The sequence below is a fragment of the Bacillus sp. FSL K6-0993 genome, assembly GCF_037977205.1.
GTDB classification, from domain to species: Bacteria; Bacillota; Bacilli; order Bacillales; family Bacillaceae; genus Bacillus; species Bacillus subtilis.
The window spans coordinates 2,977,120-2,995,468 of the sequence record NZ_CP150275.1; the positions used below are offsets into that span (position 1 = coordinate 2,977,120).

The window sequence follows — 18,349 nt, forward strand, 5'->3', positions numbered from 1 at the left end:
ACCGCACTTTTTCCTTTTTTATCAAGTGTATAGCAAAACGCCAGCATGCGCTATAGAAAAAGCCGGCTGTCTCAGCCGGCTCGTTCGCATTATAGTTCTCTTCTCAACGCTGTCAGCACGTTGGTTTTTGTTGCTTTTCTCGCCGGGTTCATTCCGGAAATGACTGCGACCCCTCCGCAAATCACAACGGCAATGATCACAAGACTCGCCGGGATGTAGGAGAATGTGTAATTCAAGTCGCCCGCATCGCTTCCGCTTGTGGCCGCAAGAATCATCGGAACGGCCAGGTTGACAAGGTAGCTCACGCCGTAAGAAATGATAATCCCAATCACACAGCCTAAAATTCCGATATACGCGCTTTCCATCAAGAACATTCGGCGAATGATTGACGGGCTCGCCCCAATCGCTTTCATAATGCCGATCTCTTGCGTTCTCTCTGTCACCGCCATCGTCATCGTGTTAAAAATGCCGATCGCTGAAATGATAACTGCGATACATCCGACAAAGATCAGTCCGATTTTGAAGACCATGAAGAAGGTATTGGCTCCCTCAAGTTCGGTAGTCACTGATGTGACATAGTACCCGTCATCTGTTAGATCATTTGTCAGCTGTTCCACATTCTCAAACTTATCAGCAAAAACACCAATGTTCGTTTCAACATTTCCGCCTTTGAAATCTAAGAATTCCGAAAAATCTTTTTTGAATTGATCACTGATAAAAATGTTTGAGTCCTCCATCCAGTCTTGAGATGGTTTTTTTGTAATACCGACAATTTTAAAGTCATATGTTTTTGTTTTTGTAACATCCCCTGTTTTAGGATCTGTCTTCGATACACTTAGTTCTATTGTTTTGTTCAGAATATCTTTCGTATAGCCCTTTGGTTCTTTTATATCTTCTGGATTTCCTTTTGCTTCTTCGATTTTTTTGTTATATTCTTCCGATTCTTTTTTCGTCAATAATCTCTTTGCGAAGTCGTATCCTACTACGATTTCATTTTCCGACTTTGCGACTCTTCCCTTTTCCAATTCCATATTGGCCTTTAATTCATCATTCATATTAGTAAAAATGAGATTTGAGCTTTCATTTGTACGATTGCCTAAAGTAGCTTTGTTTGGTTCATACACTTGCGTTCTTTCTACAACTGACCTTACGTGATCATACTTCTCTAAATCAGCTTTTTTAATAGGCTTGTCTCCTTCCTTGCCCATTACACTGACTTTCGTTACAATCTGCTGGCTCATTGTCATATCTGTAATTGTCTTTTGAATCCCAAATCCAACGGACGACAGCACAACCAAAAACGCACACGCCATTGTTGTCGCAAGAATCGTCATAAAGACGCGAAGTCTGTTTTTCTTCATATTTCTTCTGATAAAATGAACCTGATCCTTAAACCTCAACGGTAATTCCTCCTTTTAGCACACCATCATGAAGCTGAAATTTTGAATGTCCGATAGAAGCGACTTCATCATCGTGAGTAATGATCACAAATGTAATGCCACGCTCACGATTCAGCTGCTGGATCAATTCCAGCACTTCATGTTCCGTTTCTGAATCAAGGCTTCCCGTCGGCTCATCCGCTAAGATAATCGAAGGATTTAAAATCAACGCTCGAGCAATACTGACACGCTGCTGCTGGCCGCCTGACAGTTCATTCGGATAATGAGCGGCATGGTTTTCCAGACCGACGCGTTTCAGCATGTCCTGCACCTTTTGCTTCCGCTCAGAGGGCTTGATCCCTTTTAACGCCAGCGGCATTTCCACATTCTCATACGTTGTTAAGCCCGGAATGAGCTGAAAGCTTTGAAAAATAAACCCGAAATGGTCAAGCCGAAATTGCGCCCATTCCTTTTCATTAAACCCCGTAACATCAGTGCCATTAATGACAATCCGCCCTTTTGTCGGCGATATGTAGCCGGAAATCAAATTCAAAAGCGTTGATTTCCCTGAGCCGCTTCGCCCGACAATACAGGCGATCTCACCTTTCGCCACACGTAATGAAACATCCTTCAATACTGGAACTTCATTCTCACGGCCCTTTTTTCCGATCGTGAAAGAATGGTCGATATGCTGAACATCAATCATATGTTCTCTCTCCCTTACAAAAGTTTCATTTTTTTATAAATCGCAAAATAACTGATCAAGAACCCGATTACCGCACCTGTACCCATGCCAATGAGATAACCTGCAAAGCTCTCGCTTGCCGTAAATCCAAAATAGCCGAAGCCCATGATTCCTATGATAATAACGATGATCTGCACCGGGCGGTTAAGCGGCTTCCATAAGAAGAAATATCCGTTTCTTTCATTAGACAGTTTGACAAAGCTAATATAGCCGATAATGTAAAAAATGATAGTCATGATAGCCGGAATGACTAAATAATATGGTGAATTCTCAGCCCATTTCGAGTCTACATAAATTATCGGAATGAAATACTGCACCCATTTAGGTACTGGACCATGGATAAAATCTATTGATCCGCCAAAAAGGATCTCCAGGTTGATCGCAGGCAGGCTGATGAGCAAAAATGGCGAAATGGCTACGGTAAATGAGACTAGAAGCTGTGCGAAACTATTGCCTGTCAAAGCTCCTCCGGCCATAACCAAAGAATAAGCCAGCATGCTAACAATAATCATTCCCAAGCTGTAATTGTGAAAATAAACGGCCTGATCAGGCTTCAAAAACAAAATCAGTAAAACAGATAAAACATAACCTATGAGCTGCGGGATCACAATCACCATTCCGCCAGTAAAGAACTTCGCGTTAAATATCTGCCCTCGTGTATAAGGAAGGCTTAATGTAAAGTCAAAGTAGCCCTTGCTTCGTTCAATCCCTAGCTGGCTGACCGCCAAAACGACTCCCCAAATCCAAAACAATGAGATAAATGAGCTGTTTAAATAATCAACGCTGAATACGCAGGGGCCGACCCAATTTTCTTTTCCAGTGACACAGCCTTGATAGATGAGATACATATTTAAAATTGATAATGGATTACCTAATATAAAAACCAAAATGGTGATAACTAAGGCGACTTTATTCTGCCGCCACTCTTTGTAAAGCAGTCCGGAATCCGGCAACTCACTTCCCTCCAAACCTAAGGCATTTCTTACACTTTTGTTTTCTTATAAATAGAGAAGTAGCTCACAAAGAATCCAGCCACTGCCCCAATGATCATACCCAAAATATAACCAATAATGGAATGTCCGGTATAGTATCCAAATAAACCAAATCCAAGGATGCCGAAAGCCATAACCAGAATTTGCACCGGACGGTCTAATCTGTTCCATAAGAAAAAGTGTCCGTTTCGTTCACTTGGATGCTTTTTGAAGCTTATCAAACCAATCAAGTAAAATAGAATGCTCATTACGGCTGGAATCAATAAAAGATATTTACTGTTAGTCATCCATTCATTTACAACGTAACTAATCGGTACTAGGTTCGATAAATTGCTTGCCAGAGAGAAATAACTCTCAGGGGAAGGGAACATTTCCCATATACTCACACCAAAAACAACTTCAAGGTTTCCAACCGGCAATGCAATAATTAAATACGGCAATATAGCTGCAGAAAACGCCGTTAACAGCTGGGCAAAAGCATTTCCAGTTAAAGCTCCGGCGGCCATCACCAGTGAAAAAGCCATAAAACTAATCACAATTACTCCAACGCTGCTGTGCTCAAAAAAGTAGACGTGTTCAGGGTTATAGACAACAATCAGCAGCCATGCGAGTAAAAAGCCAATCAATTGCGACAGCACAATCACAAAACCGCCTAACCAAAATTTCGTCTGGAAAATTTGGCTTCTGTTATATGGAAGGCTTAGTATAAAATCCATCGTGCCTTTCGAACGTTCCATTCCTAGGAAGCAGACCGCCAAAATGACACCCGGCACCCAGTTGAGATCTATCAGATTGCTTATGGAATAATTCACAATAAAATCACAATATTGCGGGTCTTGGCGATCAAGACATCCTTGATAAGACAAATACGTATTAACGATAGAAAGCGGATTTGCCAGCACTAAAAACGCAATACTTAGCAAAATCACCACTTGATTCTGCTTCCACTCTCGATAGAGGAGACCTCGGTCTACCATCTCCGCTTCCCTCCAAACTTCGCAATGAACACTTCTTCCAAGTTGACAGGAAGCTCATTCCATACTTTTGGCTTCAGCTCTCTCAAAAAGCTCTTTTTCTCCTCATCGCTTTTCGGAATCAGCACTGTGTAAAACACGCCGGCCTGATCGAGCATCGGAATGTTTTGCTCTCTGATCGCCAGATTGACATCTGTATCGAAAGCCATTTGAATTTTAATGTATTCTTCTTTTAACTCATCAAGATCCATGACGTTGGTCAGGCTGTTATCTTCAAGAAAACCAATTCGGTTGCACATCCGCTCTATGTCTTCAAGCCGGTGGGACGTAATCAGGATGCTCGTATCACGCTCTGCCACTTCATCGACCATCAGCTGCAGCACATCATGTCTAGTTACCGCATCAATACCGTCCGTCGGTTCATCCAGGAGGATCAGCGCCGGTCTCGCCGCAAACGACAGAACGAGCGACAGCTGTTTTTTCAAGCCTGTCGACAGCTCACGGTATTTTTTCGTTTCTGGAATTTCGTATCTGTTCATCAGTTCATTCGCGTACGTGACATCAAATTTCGGATATATTCTTCTCAGGATATCGACAAGCTGCTTGTATGTATACTTGTCGTAAAAAGGATTTTGAACAGGCATGTAGATGATATTTTGTTTGACCTTCGGGTGCTTTTTGATTTCTACGCCGTCAAATAAAATCGTTCCGCTGTCAGCGAAAATGATTTGCTGGATTAAGCGAAGCATCGTTGTTTTCCCTGATCCATTGCGTCCAAGCAATCCAAAGATTTCTCCTTTTTCGATTGTTAATGAAACATCTTTTAATACTTGATTGCCGTCAATCGCTTTTGACAGCTGCCGTAGTTCAATCATTTTTTTTGCCTCCCTTCACATCAGCGCTGATTTCCTTTATCCATTCGTGCAGTTTTTCCAGCTCAACCCCTGCATAGTGTGCATCGATGATGAGCTGTTTGAGTTGCTCTTTAATCATCGTCATCTTCCCTTCAACCAGTGTCGTTTTTGCATTCTCCGATATATAGGTCCCTCTGCCCCGCAGCGTCTCAATAATCCCTTCTCGCTCAAGCTCTTTATACGCTTTGCTGACAGTGTTCGGATTCGCAATAATGATCGTTGCCAATTCTCTGACAGAAGGAAGCTTATCACCAGGCTTCATGATCCCTTTCAAACAAAGCTCTTTCATTTGCTGAATAATTTGTTCGTAAATGGGTGTTGAGCTTCTTGGATCGATTTGAATCATTTACTTCCCTACTTTCTATACGATCTGAACCTTTTATAGATAAAAATGATCAATTAGACTTTTTTGCCATTCAAAACCGATCATCACAAGAACAAGAAAAAAAGAACAAGCGATCACAGATGCCGCTATCAGCATTGGCACGTTACGTTTGTTTCGTTTTTTATGTTTCATAACTGCCTCCCTTAATGTCAATATATAAATGATTTTATATTAGTGTCTACAGTGTATTACTTCAATTAGTACACTTAATACAATAAATACTTTGACTCACAAAGTCAATCCTTTTTTTACAAAAAAACGGACCCTTTTAAAAGGGTCCGTTTCCTACACATCAAGAGGGTGCTGCAGGATCATATTATTTTGCAAAGATTGAAGCTGAAGTCTCATTCTGTACAGCTGTTCTCTCTGCTGATCATTTGACGACAGCCATAGTTTATTCAAGGCATTTACCGCATCTTCTAGCTGCATTTGTGCATCACTATATTCTTGATCGTTATAATGCTCTTGTTTAGAAGCGATTTTCAGCTGTTCTTCAGCATAATCATAGGCCTGCATACATTGCTGGAGATGTTCATCTACTGATTGTCTTGTTGCCACAGTAACCCCTCCTCTTGGTAATGGAATTCATCCATCATTCATATTGTAGCCTCATCTGACTTTGTTCAATAAAGTAATTTATGGTCGATATTCATTTGTTCTCTTGTGAAATGCGTGCTACAATTTTAGGATGCAATCGTACGCAAGGAGGCACATGAATTGTAATGCAGAACAATCCTTTTCCTTATTCAAATACGGAAAAACGCTATCATACATTGAATTATCATCTCAGAGAACATTTCGGCCATAAGGTGTTTAAAGTAGCGCTTGACGGCGGTTTTGACTGTCCAAATCGGGATGGCACCGTAGCCCACGGAGGCTGTACGTTTTGCAGCGCAGCAGGCTCCGGCGATTTTGCCGGAAACCGGGCCGATGATTTAATTACGCAATTCCACGACATCAAAAACCGCATGCACGAAAAATGGAAGGACGGCAAATACATCGCTTATTTTCAGGCTTTCACCAACACGCATGCGCCGGTTGAAGTGCTTCGCGAAAAATTCGAATCAGTGCTAGCGCTTGATGATGTGGTCGGCATTTCGATCGCCACACGCCCTGACTGTCTGCCTGATGATGTCGTTGATTACCTGGCAGAGCTGAATGAACGCACCTATTTGTGGGTGGAGCTTGGGCTTCAAACAGTTCATGAACGGACTGCACTTCTGATCAACCGCGCACATGATTTTAACTGCTATGTGGAAGGCGTCAATAAATTAAGAAAACACGGCATACGTGTCTGCTCGCATATTATCAACGGGCTGCCTTTGGAAGACCGGGACATGATGATGGAAACGGCAAAGGCCGTCGCAGATTTGGACGTCCAGGGCATTAAAATCCATCTGCTTCACCTACTGAAAGGCACGCCGATGGTCAAGCAATATGAAAAGGGAAAGCTGGAATTTCTTTCTCAAGATGATTATGTGCAGCTCGTCTGCGATCAGCTTGAGATCATTCCGCCGGAAATGATCGTCCACCGCATTACAGGTGACGGACCGATTGAGTTGATGATCGGGCCAATGTGGAGCGTCAACAAATGGGAAGTGCTTGGCGCTATTAATAAAGAGCTAGAAAATCGAGGCAGCTATCAAGGAAAGTTCTTTCAGCGGCTTGAGGAGGAATCAGCGCTATGATTTTGAAGAAAATTCTTCCTTACAGCAAAGCACTGCTGAAAATGGCCGCGGGAGAAGGAGATATTGTCGTAGATGCGACAATGGGCAACGGACACGATACGCAGTTTTTAGCGGAGCTTGTCGGTAAAAACGGCCATGTATACGCATTCGACATCCAAGAATCAGCCGTGGCCAATACAAAGGAACGGCTCGGTGACATGTATCAAGCGCGAACAACGTTATTTCACAAAAGCCATGATAAAGTTGCTGAATCCCTTCCGCCTGAAACACATGGCAAAGTGGCGGCCGCGGTATTTAACCTCGGCTATTTGCCGGGCGGGGACAAATCAATTACGACAAACGGCAGTTCTACGATCAAAGCAATTGAACAGCTTCTCAGCATCATGAAAGACGAAGGTCTGATTGTTCTCGTCGTCTATCATGGCCACCCGGAAGGCAAAGCTGAAAAAAACGACGTGCTCGAGTTTTGCCGGGACTTGGACCAACAAACAGCCCGTGTATTATCATACGGATTTATCAATCAGCAAAATGACCCGCCATTTATTGTCGCCATCGAAAAAAAAGCTCAGATCAGCAAATGATTTGAGCTTTTTTCTTTGAGTTTTTCATCCAGGACATTTTTTGAAATTTCCGGTAGGCTCTGCCGTTGATATAAAAGAAAAGGGAGGTTTTTCCGCTGGCTTTGATCAGCTTCTTTGCGAGCTGGCCCATTTCCTTTTGGCCTGCCACTTTATCATCTGACAAATAAACACCAAGCAAGCCGCGATTGATTAAACGATGGAAGTTTTCATGCGGAATGCCTTGTAAATGCTCGTCGGCTTTATGGATAAAGTGTTCAAGCCGATTCATCATCTCTTCATGAGACTGATAATACGAGCAGAAATTCAAGTCTCCTTCCAGCAAGTCCTCCTCTTGATCAATCAAATAATCAAGAAGAATATGAAGACCCTGTATGTAAGGAAAATAACTGTCGCGGATTTTTTTAGCGGTGCTTTCTGTGAAATCAGGCTGGAACGAATACGCAACCAGACAGAAAATGCCTAACGTTGAGCCTGCACAGGCTGAAAATTCATACCATTCCATCTCAGGCAGCTCTGATTCATATTGAGTAAACCACTTTTCAAGCCGCGGAACACGCTCATGCTCAATAACGTGCTTATGCACCTGCAAATCGCAATAATAGCCGCACAGTTCAAGCAGATAAGGTTTAATCATGTCATAGTGCTCAATGGAACCAAGGACACGCTGGCACGTTTTGACCAGTTCGTGCAGATATCCGCTGTCATCCTGTTCTTCCCTGAATTGATAATAATTTTGCAGTTCCGCCCCCACTGTCAGTGCGTCCTGCATTGAGGCATGGAGCATCCGAAAATCCTGCGGGTCCAGCGAGGTGCTGCGGTCACACAGATTGTCCAAATAATCACTAATCGTTTGATACGCGATGATAAACTCGACACATTTCTGCTTTTGGCTGCCTGACAATAAGGCCAGTATGCCGCCGCCTTCACAGTGAAACGTTTTGTCCCGAATACTTGCGGTTGCCTGTGCTTTCAATTCACTGTTATGAATCGATTCTGATTTTTGTTTCCATATGTCCAGCTCTTGATGAACGAGCGGAAAAATATCTCGATATACCTTTGCCATCAATCCAAAAGGATGTTCCGGTACTGTCAACACATGCACCCCCTACTAGTTCAAATATATTGATCAGTAAACGCTCTTGCTGCTTTAAAGACATCTTCTCTCTCGGGTTCATTGAAGATCTCATGGTAAAGCCCTTCCCACTCTCTGTATGCTTTATTATGAGAAGCAACACCATTAAACCACTTGATGACCATCGTTTTGTCAACAAGCTTGTCATCACCGGCTTGCATCACAAGAAGCGGAACTTTCAAAAATGCCTCTGTCGGCACCATTGCCGATTCAATTGTCTTTAAAAGCTCTCTGTACCATCTGACAGAAACTTTCCTGACGTATAACGAATCATTTTGGTCAGCCTCGATGACGTCCTCATTGCGCGTCGCCATATCAATTGATAATCCCGAATCAACCTTAAGTGACGGAGCGATGACATTCAGGCCTTTTGATGCAAGATCAAGCGCTTTATTGACTTTAATTTGCAGTCCGAGACACGGTGATGATAAAATAATTCCCGTAATCCGGGGATTTCTTTGCTGTTTAACCCATTCAATCGCGACCAGACCGCCCATGCTGTGACCTAGAAGAAAAACCGGCAGATCAAAGGTTCGCGCTTTATCTATCCAAGCATCTACTTCATCAATGTATTCTTGAAACGAGCGAATATGCCCTCTCGCTCTTGTCGTTGTTCCCTGTCCAGGCAAATCGCCCATGACTACGTGATAACCCGAAGACCGCCACATTTCAATCAGCCATTTATATCGTCCGTGATATTCACTTGCCCCGTGAATGATGACAATCACTGCAACAGGTCTGTCTGCTTTCCAGGTCCACATGCTCTTCACCTCATACGAAATTTAAATAGAGAAAGAAGGATGAAACTTATGATCTACCCTTATAAGGAACACAAGCCAGATATTCACCCAACAGCCTTTATAGCTGATAATGCAACAATTACCGGTGATGTCGTTATCGGAGAACAGTCCAGCATTTGGTTTTCTGTTGTCATAAGGGGAGATGTTGCGCCGACCAGAATCGGAAACAGAGTCAATATCCAAGATTTAAGCTGCCTCCATCAAAGCCCGAACAAGACGCTACTCATTGAAGATGACGCCACGATAGGCCATCAGGTTACACTTCATAGCGCTGTTATCCGCAAGAACGCCTTAATCGGCATGGGCTCAATCATTTTAGACGGAGCCGAAATTGGCGAAGGCGCTTTTATTGGTGCCGGCAGTCTTGTCCCGCCCGGAAAAATCATTCCGCCTGGCCATCTCGCCTTTGGCCGCCCTGCAAAAGTTATCCGCCCTTTGACGGAAGAAGACCGAAAAGATATGCAAAGAATACGGTCAGAATATGTAGAAAAGGGCCAATATTATAAATTTCTTCAACAAACATAAGACCTGCTTCGTCTTACTTTAACATTTTTCAAATTATATTTGAAAGCAATAACCATCGTTAACCCGGACGTCATAACAGTTCGGGTTTCGATTTTTCCATAAAACGTTCACATATAGCATGAAACGTATGACTTTTATCTTATCACAAAACTGTAAACAGCCTCTGCAAAAACACATACCTATTCTTTCCTGTTCTCTATTTTCTATGAGCACACAAAAAAAGAGCCCACTGGGAGCTCTTTTTGTCAGCTGATATTTCGTTCGCTGGCAGAAGCTGCATTTTTTTTATGAAACCCTTTTCCATAGTACACAGCCAGCAAGATGAGAAACCATATCGGCCCGATAATCACGGCTACTCTTGTATCAGGGCTGTAAGCCATAAGAATGACGACGAATGCTAGAAATGCCAATGACACATAAGACGTAAACGGAAATAAAGGCATTTTATACTTTAATTGTTTCTTTTCTTCCGGCTTCAAACTTTTCCTGTATTTTATTTGAGAAAGCAAAATGATTGCCCACGTCCAAATCGCTCCGAACGTCGCAATACTTGTAACCCAAGTAAATACCTTCGCAGGGACAACATAGTTTAACAGCACTCCAACTAATAAAGCCCCCGCTGAAGCCAGAACAGCTTTACCCGGGATGCCGCCTTTCGTCAGCTGACCATATGCTTGTGGCGCCTCTTTCTGTTCCGCCAAGTTAAACAGCATCCGTCCTGTGCTGAAAATACCGCTGTTGCATGAAGACAGCGCGGCAGTCAACACGACAAAGTTAATGATACCTGCTGCCGATGGAATGCCCACTTTTTGAAATGTGAGAACAAATGGACTTCCTTGAGAGCCAATTTCCTGCCACGGGTAAATAGACATAATGACAAATAAAGCGCCTACATAAAAAATCAAAATCCGCCAAAATACTGTATCGATTGCTTTGGCTAACGATTTTTGCGGGTTTTTCACTTCGCCAGCCGTCACCCCGATCATTTCAATCCCTAAATAGGCGAACATGACCATTTGAAGAGACAATAGAACCCCTTTTAATCCATGAGGGAAAAATCCTCCGTTGTTCCACAAATTGCTGATTCCGGTTGCAATGCCTCCATTGCCGACTCCTGCAATAATCATCAATAAACCGACAGCAATCATGGATAAGATCGCAACAATTTTAATCAATGCGAACCAAAATTCCAGCTCGCCGTAAGCTTTGACAGCCAGGAAATTAACACCCGTCATAATGACCAGCGCCGATAATGCCCAAATCCAGTTTGGTACGTCCGGAAACCAGAACCCCATATAGATGCCGACAGCAGTAATTTCGGCCATACAGGTGACAACCCATAAAAACCAGTAGTTCCACCCTGTTAAATAGCCTGCAAGCGGTCCCAAATAATCACGCGCATACCTGCTGAAGGAGCCTGCGACCGGTTTTTGAATGGCCATTTCCCCAAGCGCTCTCATAATAAAAAACATGACCAGGCCGCTTGCGGCATACGCTACCAAAATACCAGGCCCTGCTAATTGAATAGCTGATGCGGAGCCGAGGAACAACCCTACTCCTATAGCAGCTCCTAAAGACATTAAAGAAATATGCCTTTCTTCGAGTCCGCGGTGCAGCTCTTGTTTTTGTTTTTGCATGCTTTCTTCTCCCCTAGAAAAAAATATCATTAAATCATTTTTCTGAATATTCCGTATAGATCGGGTAAATCAATGATGATGGAGAAATAAAAGGATAACAACAAGGCTTTCGACTACTCGAAAGCCTTGTTGTCTGTTACACAAAGATGACTTCTTTAGGCTGATGGCTCAGCTCTTCAGGCATATACCGTTTTTCAATATTGATGCTGTGCCAGATCATAAAGATCAGTACAGTCCAGATTTTACGGCTGTTATCAGCCTTGTCCGCACAATGGTCTTCAAGAAGCTGAAGGACATAATCCTTATGGATATAAGCATCCGTTTGGCTTTCATGAATAATATTCCGCACCCATTCGTTCATTTCGTTTTTCAGCCAATGACGGATCGGTACAGGGAAACCAAGCTTTTTGCGGTTTAATACGTGCTCAGGCACAATTCCTTCAGCGGCTTTGCGAAGAAGATACTTCGTCGTGCCGTTCTTCGTTTTCAGCTCATCAGGAATTTTTGAAGCGACGTCGAATACGACTTTATCCAAGAACGGCACACGCAGTTCCAAAGAATTCGCCATCGTCATTTTATCCGCCTTTAACAAAATGTCGCCGCGCATCCAAGTGTGGATATCGACATACTGCATTTTGTTGATATCGCTGTACGAGCTGCTTTCTGTAAAGTAAGTCTTCGTCACATCGCGATATGAAAGGTTCGGATTATAATGCTTCAACAGCTGCTTTTTGACAGACTCTTCAAAGATTTTCGCGTTACCGATATAACGATCTTGAAGCGGAGTACAGCCGCGCTCAAGCAGGCTCTTTCCTCTCATACCTTCAGGCATAACGGCAGCAACGTGCAGAAGCATCTTTTTCAGGCCGGACGGAATCCGTTCAAACGGTTTAAGCGAAAGCGGCTCACGGTAAATGTTATATCCGCCGAAGAGCTCATCCGCTCCTTCACCTGATAAAGCAACCGTAACATGTTTTTTCGCTTCTTTTGCAACAAAGTACAACGGAATCGCTGCCGGATCAGCAAGCGGGTCATCAAAATGCCAAACGATCTTCGGAAGCTCATTCATGTATTCCTCAGGCGAAATGACTTTGCTGATATTTTCAATGCCCAGCGCCGCTGCCGTTTCTTTCGCTACATCAACCTCACTGAAGCCCTGCTGTTCAAAGCCGACAGAGAATGTTTTTAAGCTTGGATGAAATTCCTTCGCAACAGACACAATAAAGGAAGAATCAATCCCGCCAGACAGGAATGAACCGACAGGAACGTCACTTCTCATATGAACGTTTACAGAGTCATAGATCGCGTCTCGGACTTCTTTCACAAGCTTGTCTTCTTCAGTCTGAACCGGCTTGAAGTTCGCTTTGAAATACGTTTTGAATGTGATATCGCCGTCCGGGCGGATTGTGAATTGTGAACCCGGCTCTACTTTTTTCACATGGGCATCAAGCGTGCTTGGTTCAGGAACAAATTGGAAAGACATGTACTGCTGCAATGCCTCTTTATCTATTTCAATATCATTCTGAGCAACCATTAAACTTTTTCTCTCTGAGGCAAAATAAACCTGATCATTGATCGTTGTGTAGTACAACGGTTTAATGCCGAATGGATCTCTTGCCCCATAAAGCACATGATCGTTTTTATTCCAAATCAGAAAGGCAAACATACCGCGCAGTTTGGACGCCGCTTCTTCTTTATAGTGACGGTAAGTCGCAAGAAGAACCTCTGTGTCCGAATCCGTGTTGAATGTGTACCCCTTTGCTTCAAGCTCTTCTCTCAGTTCAATATAGTTATAGATTTCTCCGTTAAAGATAATCCAATATGTTTCATCTTCATATGATAAAGGCTGTCCGCCATTTTCTACATCAATAATGCTGAGCCGTCTGAATCCGAAGCCGACGTGCTCATCATGGAAATATCCATCACTGTCAGGACCGCGGTGAACGATCATTTGGTTCATTTGTTTGATTAGTTCTTCTTGATCAGCGGTTTGAGCTAACGGATGCTTGTTAAAAACCCCGACAAATCCACACATAGTATTGCCTCCATAATTAAAATTGTCATCATTGAACCCCTATTTATAGACGCTGTGAATAGTATTTGGTTTCACAGTTATGTAAAAAAATAAACATGAATACAACGATAAAAAAGGGAAAGCCGCTTAACCAGTAAGCGGCTATAAAATTATTCTCCTAACGCTTCTTTACGCAGCTGCTCCGCTTTGTCTGTGCGTTCCCAAGGAAGGTCAACATCGTGACGTCCAAAGTGGCCGTACGCAGCAGTTTGTTTGTAGATCGGACGGCGCAAATCAAGCATTTTGATAATGCCGGCAGGTCGTAAATCAAAGTTATTGCGAACAACTTCAATCAATTTTTCCTCAGAAGCTTTTCCGGAACCGAATGTGTTGATTGAGATTGACACAGGCTGTGCAACACCGATCGCGTAAGCAAGCTGTACTTCGCAAGAATCAGCAAGCTCAGCCGCAACGATGTTTTTCGCAACGTATCTTGCCGCATAAGCTGCAGAACGGTCTACCTTCGTCGCGTCCTTACCTGAGAACGCGCCTCCGCCGTGGCGTGCATAGCCGCCGTACGTATCAACGATGATTTTGCGTCCTGTAAGTCCCGCATCCCCTTGAGGCCCTCCGATTACGAAACGTCCTGTAGGGTTGATGAAATATTTTGTTTCTTCATCAATCAGCTCTTCAGGAACAACCGGATTGATTACATGTTCTTTAATGTTGCGCTGAATTTGCTCAAGTGTAATTTCAGGATGATGCTGAGTTGAAATCACAATCGCGTCAATGCGGACTGGTTTGTTATTTTCATCGTACTCAACCGTTACCTGTGTTTTGCCGTCAGGGCGAAGGTACGGAAGAATATCTTCTTTACGGACTTCACTTAGGCGGCGGGCTAATTTATGGGCAAGTGAAATTGGAAGAGGCATAAGCTCTTTCGTTTCGTTGCACGCATAACCGAACATTAATCCTTGGTCACCCGCACCAATCGCTTCAATTTCTTCGTCGCTCATTGTGCCTTCACGGGCTTCAAGCGCTTGGTCTACGCCCATCGCGATATCAGCAGACTGCTCATCAATTGATGTTAAAACCGCACAAGTTTCCGCATCAAATCCGTATTTTGCACGTGTGTATCCGATTTCTTTAATGGTTTGGCGAACCGTTTTCGGAATGTCAACATACGTAGAAGTTGTGATCTCTCCGCTTACAAGAACCAAACCTGTTGTCACAGATGTTTCACAAGCAACACGCGCGTTAGGGTCTTTCTTTAAAATTTCATCTAAAATGCTGTCAGAAATCTGGTCACAGATTTTATCCGGATGCCCCTCCGTAACAGATTCTGATGTAAATAAACGACGATTTTTACTCATGATTTGCTTCCTCCTGCACAAGGCCTCCCGAAAGACCTTGTATATATGATACGGAACTCGCTCCCTCTTATACAATGTACAGTTATATTAGAGAATGTTAATTGGCATATTTATGAAATAAAAAAACCTTTTCCATCGAGGAAAGGGTTTGGTCTTTGTGCCTTTCACTCTTATCGCTCAAGGAATCATACAACCTTGCAACAGGTTAGCACCTTGGTTGTCTCACTCAGTTGAACATAATAAATAACAGAGAAACCGGTTGCTGGGCTTCATAGGGCCTGTCCCTCCGCCAGCTCGGGATAAGAGTATCCGCTCAATGAAATATCTTATCGTAAAAGGGTTTGCAATGTCAATATGATTCAGAAGAAATAGGCACCTATATTGAGGGAAAACAATGGAAATGCACACACAAAAAATAATAAATAGTATAGACTATTTGAAAATATATGTTATACTAATTCACAATTAGCAAAACACAAAAAACGATAAAGGAAGGTTTCATATGAACTCAGTTGATTTGACCGCTGATTTACAAGCCTTATTAACATGTCCAAATGTGCGTCATAATTTATCAACAGCACAGCTAACAGAAAAAGTCCTCTCCCGAAACGAAGGCATTTTAACATCCACAGGTGCTGTTCGCGCGACAACAGGCGCTTACACAGGACGCTCACCTAAAGATAAATTCATCGTGGAGGAAGAAAGCACGAAAAATAAGATCGATTGGGGCCCGGTGAATCAGCCGATTTCAGAAGAAGCGTTTGAGCGGCTGTATACGAAAGTTGTCAGCTATTTAAAGGAGCGAGATGAACTGTTTGTTTTCGAAGGATTTGCCGGAGCAGACGAGAAATACAGGCTGCCGATCACTGTCGTAAATGAGTTCGCATGGCACAATTTATTTGCGCGGCAGCTGTTTATCCGTCCGGAAGGAAATGATAAGAAAACAGTTGAGCAGCCGTTCACCATTCTTTCTGCTCCGCATTTCAAAGCGGATCCAAAAACAGACGGCACTCATTCCGAAACGTTTATTATTGTCTCTTTCGAAAAGCGGACAATTTTAATCGGCGGAACTGAGTATGCCGGTGAAATGAAGAAGTCCATTTTCTCCATTATGAATTTCCTGCTGCCTGAAAGAGATATTTTATCTATGCACTGCTCCGCCAATGTCGGTGAAAAAGGCGATGTCGCCCTTTTCTTCGGACTGTCAGGAACAGGCAAGACCACCCTGTCAGCAGATGCTGACCGCAAGCTGATCGGTGACGATGAACATGGCTGGTCTGATACAGGCGTCTTTAATATTGAAGGCGGATGCTACGCTAAGTGCATTCATTTAAGCGAGGAAAAGGAGCCGCAAATCTTTAACGCGATCCGTTTCGGGTCTGTTCTCGAAAATGTCGTTGTTGATGAAGATACACGCGAAGCCAATTATGATGATTCCTTCTATACTGAAAACACGCGGGCAGCTTACCCGATTCATATGATTGATAACATCGTGACTCCAAGCATGGCCGGCCATCCGTCAGCCATTGTATTTTTGACGGCTGATGCCTTCGGAGTCCTGCCGCCGATCAGCAAACTGACGAAGGAGCAGGCGATGTACCATTTCTTGAGCGGTTACACGAGTAAGCTTGCCGGAACCGAACGTGGTGTAACGTCTCCTGAAACGACGTTCTCTACATGCTTCGGCTCACCGTTCCTGCCGCTTCCTGCTCACGTCTATGCTGAAATGCTCGGCAAAAAGATCGATGAACACGGGGCAGACGTTTTCTTAGTCAATACCGGCTGGACCGGGGGCGGTTACGGCACAGGCGAACGAATGAAGCTTTCTTACACTAGAGCAATGGTCAAAGCAGCGATTGAAGGTAAATTAGAGGATGCTGAAATGATAACTGACGATATTTTCGGCCTGCACATTCCGGCACATGTTCCTGGCGTTCCTGATCATATCCTTCAGCCTGAAAACACGTGGACCAACAAGGAAGAATACAAAGAAAAAGCAGTCTACCTTGCAAATGAATTCAAAGAGAACTTTAAAAAGTTCACACATACCGATGCCATCGCCCAGGCAGGCGGCCCTCTCGTATAAAAAACAAAAGCCAAGAGCAATTATGCTCTTGGCTTGTTTTAATTGACGGAATGCAAAGAAGTCAGCTTGTATGTAATGATGGTACGGCCTTCTTCCCATTGAAGCTTCTGCACTTCAGCGGTGCCTGACTTTTCGCCAAACTTTGTTTTGCGTACATCCATTGGAATCTCCATCGGATATACTCGGTATCCGTCCTTCTCTAACGTGAATATATTCTCATCTATGCGAACTTCTTTTCCTTTTGTCACAATCAGTGTATTAAATTCAACAGGCATTCCCAAAGTGAAATCCCCTTTCGTTCTCTTTTTTCTTTATCATAACATATTTCACTGTCAGCGGTTTTTCATCCATTGTGTGAGCTGCCGCACGATACGCCGGTTTTCTTTTGGCGGGAAATAATGTGTGAATGTACTGTAGTACCACGTCTCCACCGGCTTATGCAGTTGTTTTAGCTTCTCTTCTAATAAATAGGAATGCTGAATCGAAACATTTTGGTCTTTTTCTCCATGGATTAACAGCACGGGAGCCTGAATTTTGTTTACTTGGTCAAACGGTGTCCTCCATTGATATTCCTCAGGCACCTTTTTCGGTGTTCCGCCGATGACTCTTTTCATCATCCGCCGCAAATCCTGCCGCTCCTCGTATGTAAGAATCATATCACTGACGCCTCCCCAGGAAACAAATGAAGCTGCCTGCCCGCCCATTTCGATTGCAGTGAGCATTCCCATAATTCCGCCGCGGGAAAAACCGAAGATGTGGATTCTATCCTTCTTGACATTTGGGTGCTGCTGAAGCAGGCGAAAAGCAGAAAATGCATCCTCCCTGTCTTCTCCGGCAAAATCCTCATTGCCTTCTCCGCCTTGATTTCCTCTGTAAAAAGGAGCAAACACCACAAATCCTTGGGATGCAAACTGGATAATCCGGCCCGGCCGAACCATGCCTACGCTTTTAATCCCGCCGCGCAAATATAAAAATCCGTCATATTGTCCCGGTTCCGCCGGCTCAGCCAGAAGCCCCTTAACCCGTAATCCATTTGACAGATAGCAGATCGTATACAAACGCACATGCTGGCTTGGCGACGGAAATCTTCTTTTCTCTACAATCAAAACAGCCGCCTCCTTTTT

19 protein-coding genes and 1 riboswitch are annotated in these 18,349 nt (G+C 43.5%); of the genes, 4 read left to right on the plus strand and 15 right to left on the minus strand.

Annotation, left to right across the window (positions count from 1 at the left end; genetic code table 11):
* Nucleotides 1–89 precede the first annotated feature (89 nt).
* The 8 genes from ytrF to MHH79_RS15520 form a co-directional block, all read right to left on the minus strand.
* Nucleotides 90–1,400, minus strand: a complete 1,311-nt coding sequence (gene ytrF / locus MHH79_RS15485; protein ID WP_015251399.1) for an ABC transporter permease YtrF — start codon at nucleotides 1,398–1,400, stop codon at nucleotides 90–92.
* A complete protein-coding gene (gene ytrE, locus MHH79_RS15490; RefSeq protein WP_014477726.1) occupies nucleotides 1,390–2,085 on the minus strand; it encodes an ABC transporter ATP-binding protein YtrE in 696 nt (231 codons plus the stop codon). Before ytrE ends, ytrF begins: the two co-directional genes overlap by 11 nt.
* A gap of 14 nt (nucleotides 2,086–2,099) precedes the next feature.
* Nucleotides 2,100–3,077: an ABC transporter permease YtrD gene (gene ytrD / locus MHH79_RS15495; protein WP_063335759.1), complete on the minus strand. Its 978-nt coding sequence runs from the start codon at nucleotides 3,075–3,077 to the stop codon at nucleotides 2,100–2,102.
* Nucleotides 3,078–3,106: 29 nt separating this feature from the next.
* Nucleotides 3,107–4,093, minus strand: a complete 987-nt coding sequence (gene ytrC, locus MHH79_RS15500; RefSeq protein ID WP_015483589.1) for an ABC transporter permease YtrC — start codon at nucleotides 4,091–4,093, stop codon at nucleotides 3,107–3,109.
* Nucleotides 4,087–4,965 carry an ABC transporter ATP-binding protein YtrB gene (gene ytrB, locus MHH79_RS15505; protein ID WP_004398506.1) on the minus strand — a complete coding sequence of 293 codons (879 nt, stop codon included), beginning with the start codon at nucleotides 4,963–4,965 and terminating at the stop codon, nucleotides 4,087–4,089. The genes ytrC and ytrB overlap by 7 nt, the downstream gene beginning before the upstream one ends.
* Entirely contained in the window at nucleotides 4,958–5,350 is a 393-nt protein-coding gene (gene ytrA / locus MHH79_RS15510) for a GntR family transcriptional regulator YtrA (RefSeq protein WP_003229121.1), read from the minus strand. The genes ytrB and ytrA overlap by 8 nt, the downstream gene beginning before the upstream one ends.
* Before the next feature lie 33 nt (nucleotides 5,351–5,383).
* On the minus strand, nucleotides 5,384–5,521 hold the full coding sequence (locus MHH79_RS15515) for a hypothetical protein (RefSeq protein WP_047183067.1): 138 nt from the start codon (nucleotides 5,519–5,521) through the stop codon (nucleotides 5,384–5,386).
* A 153-nt stretch (nucleotides 5,522–5,674) separates the two neighbouring features.
* Nucleotides 5,675–5,947 carry a YtzC family protein gene (locus MHH79_RS15520; protein WP_003229117.1) on the minus strand — a complete coding sequence of 91 codons (273 nt, stop codon included), beginning with the start codon at nucleotides 5,945–5,947 and terminating at the stop codon, nucleotides 5,675–5,677.
* 164 nt (nucleotides 5,948–6,111) lie between these two features.
* Here MHH79_RS15520 and MHH79_RS15525 point away from each other — a divergent pair, with 164 nt between their 5' ends.
* Both MHH79_RS15525 and MHH79_RS15530 read left to right on the plus strand, forming a co-directional pair.
* Nucleotides 6,112–7,077, plus strand: coding sequence for a TIGR01212 family radical SAM protein (locus tag MHH79_RS15525; protein ID WP_015251396.1), 966 nt, complete (start codon nucleotides 6,112–6,114; stop codon nucleotides 7,075–7,077).
* Nucleotides 7,074–7,658 carry a class I SAM-dependent methyltransferase gene (locus MHH79_RS15530; protein ID WP_063335758.1) on the plus strand — a complete coding sequence of 195 codons (585 nt, stop codon included), beginning with the start codon at nucleotides 7,074–7,076 and terminating at the stop codon, nucleotides 7,656–7,658. Before MHH79_RS15525 ends, MHH79_RS15530 begins: the two co-directional genes overlap by 4 nt.
* Here the strand turns inward: MHH79_RS15530 and tbcS are convergent.
* On the minus strand, nucleotides 7,648–8,751 hold the full coding sequence (tbcS, locus tag MHH79_RS15535) for a tetraprenyl-beta-curcumene synthase (protein WP_100506419.1): 1,104 nt from the start codon (nucleotides 8,749–8,751) through the stop codon (nucleotides 7,648–7,650). The genes MHH79_RS15530 and tbcS overlap by 11 nt on opposite strands.
* A gap of 20 nt (nucleotides 8,752–8,771) precedes the next feature.
* Nucleotides 8,772–9,551 (minus strand): phospholipase YtpA, encoded by a 780-nt coding sequence (ytpA, locus tag MHH79_RS15540; RefSeq protein WP_004398545.1) that lies wholly within the window; start codon nucleotides 9,549–9,551, stop codon nucleotides 8,772–8,774.
* Between the two features lie 48 nt (nucleotides 9,552–9,599).
* Here ytpA and MHH79_RS15545 point away from each other — a divergent pair, with 48 nt between their 5' ends.
* Complete coding sequence (locus tag MHH79_RS15545) at nucleotides 9,600–10,115, plus strand: gamma carbonic anhydrase family protein (RefSeq protein WP_004399093.1); 516 nt, start codon at nucleotides 9,600–9,602, stop codon at nucleotides 10,113–10,115.
* Nucleotides 10,116–10,360: 245 nt separating this feature from the next.
* On the opposite strand, the gene alaP is transcribed toward MHH79_RS15545, so the two are convergent.
* The 3 genes from alaP to metK form a co-directional block, all read right to left on the minus strand.
* Complete coding sequence (alaP, locus tag MHH79_RS15550; RefSeq protein ID WP_063335756.1) at nucleotides 10,361–11,752, minus strand: alanine permease AlaP; 1,392 nt, start codon at nucleotides 11,750–11,752, stop codon at nucleotides 10,361–10,363.
* 136 nt (nucleotides 11,753–11,888) lie between these two features.
* Nucleotides 11,889–13,787 carry an asparagine synthase (glutamine-hydrolyzing) gene (gene asnB / locus MHH79_RS15555; protein WP_063335755.1) on the minus strand — a complete coding sequence of 633 codons (1,899 nt, stop codon included), beginning with the start codon at nucleotides 13,785–13,787 and terminating at the stop codon, nucleotides 11,889–11,891.
* 149 nt (nucleotides 13,788–13,936) lie between these two features.
* Complete coding sequence (gene metK, locus MHH79_RS15560) at nucleotides 13,937–15,139, minus strand: methionine adenosyltransferase (protein ID WP_003229102.1); 1,203 nt, start codon at nucleotides 15,137–15,139, stop codon at nucleotides 13,937–13,939.
* Between the two features lie 167 nt (nucleotides 15,140–15,306).
* Nucleotides 15,307–15,445, minus strand: a riboswitch (SAM riboswitch).
* Between the two features lie 196 nt (nucleotides 15,446–15,641).
* Between metK and pckA the strand changes: the two genes are divergently transcribed.
* Nucleotides 15,642–17,225, plus strand: coding sequence for a phosphoenolpyruvate carboxykinase (ATP) (pckA, locus tag MHH79_RS15565; protein ID WP_063335754.1), 1,584 nt, complete (start codon nucleotides 15,642–15,644; stop codon nucleotides 17,223–17,225).
* A 38-nt stretch (nucleotides 17,226–17,263) separates the two neighbouring features.
* Here pckA and MHH79_RS15570 read toward each other — a convergent pair whose 3' ends face one another.
* On the minus strand, nucleotides 17,264–17,506 hold the full coding sequence (locus MHH79_RS15570; protein ID WP_004398611.1) for a DUF2584 domain-containing protein: 243 nt from the start codon (nucleotides 17,504–17,506) through the stop codon (nucleotides 17,264–17,266).
* 51 nt (nucleotides 17,507–17,557) lie between these two features.
* Nucleotides 17,558–18,331, minus strand: a complete 774-nt coding sequence (locus MHH79_RS15575) for a prolyl oligopeptidase family serine peptidase (protein ID WP_003246204.1) — start codon at nucleotides 18,329–18,331, stop codon at nucleotides 17,558–17,560.
* Nucleotides 18,332–18,349: the final 18 nt, after the last annotated feature.

Bases quoted from the DNA above. Each gene is read 5' to 3' on its own strand.
- ytrE (WP_014477726.1), bottom strand. From the start codon at position 2,085: ATGATTGATGTTCAGCATATCGACCATTCTTTCACGATCGGAAAAAAG.
- ytrC (WP_015483589.1), bottom strand. From the start codon at position 4,093: ATGGTAGACCGAGGTCTCCTCTATCGAGAGTGGAAGCAGAATCAAGTG.
- ytrB (WP_004398506.1), bottom strand. From the start codon at position 4,965: ATGATTGAACTACGGCAGCTGTCAAAAGCGATTGACGGCAATCAAGTA.
- ytrA (WP_003229121.1), bottom strand. From the start codon at position 5,350: ATGATTCAAATCGATCCAAGAAGCTCAACACCCATTTACGAACAAATT.
- MHH79_RS15515 (WP_047183067.1), bottom strand. From the start codon at position 5,521: ATGAAACATAAAAAACGAAACAAACGTAACGTGCCAATGCTGATAGCG.
- MHH79_RS15525 (WP_015251396.1), top strand. From the start codon at position 6,112: ATGCAGAACAATCCTTTTCCTTATTCAAATACGGAAAAACGCTATCAT.
- MHH79_RS15530 (WP_063335758.1), top strand. From the start codon at position 7,074: ATGATTTTGAAGAAAATTCTTCCTTACAGCAAAGCACTGCTGAAAATG.
- ytpA (WP_004398545.1), bottom strand. From the start codon at position 9,551: ATGTGGACCTGGAAAGCAGACAGACCTGTTGCAGTGATTGTCATCATT.
- MHH79_RS15545 (WP_004399093.1), top strand. From the start codon at position 9,600: ATGATCTACCCTTATAAGGAACACAAGCCAGATATTCACCCAACAGCC.
- alaP (WP_063335756.1), bottom strand. From the start codon at position 11,752: ATGCAAAAACAAAAACAAGAGCTGCACCGCGGACTCGAAGAAAGGCAT.
- asnB (WP_063335755.1), bottom strand. From the start codon at position 13,787: ATGTGTGGATTTGTCGGGGTTTTTAACAAGCATCCGTTAGCTCAAACC.
- metK (WP_003229102.1), bottom strand. From the start codon at position 15,139: ATGAGTAAAAATCGTCGTTTATTTACATCAGAATCTGTTACGGAGGGG.
- pckA (WP_063335754.1), top strand. From the start codon at position 15,642: ATGAACTCAGTTGATTTGACCGCTGATTTACAAGCCTTATTAACATGT.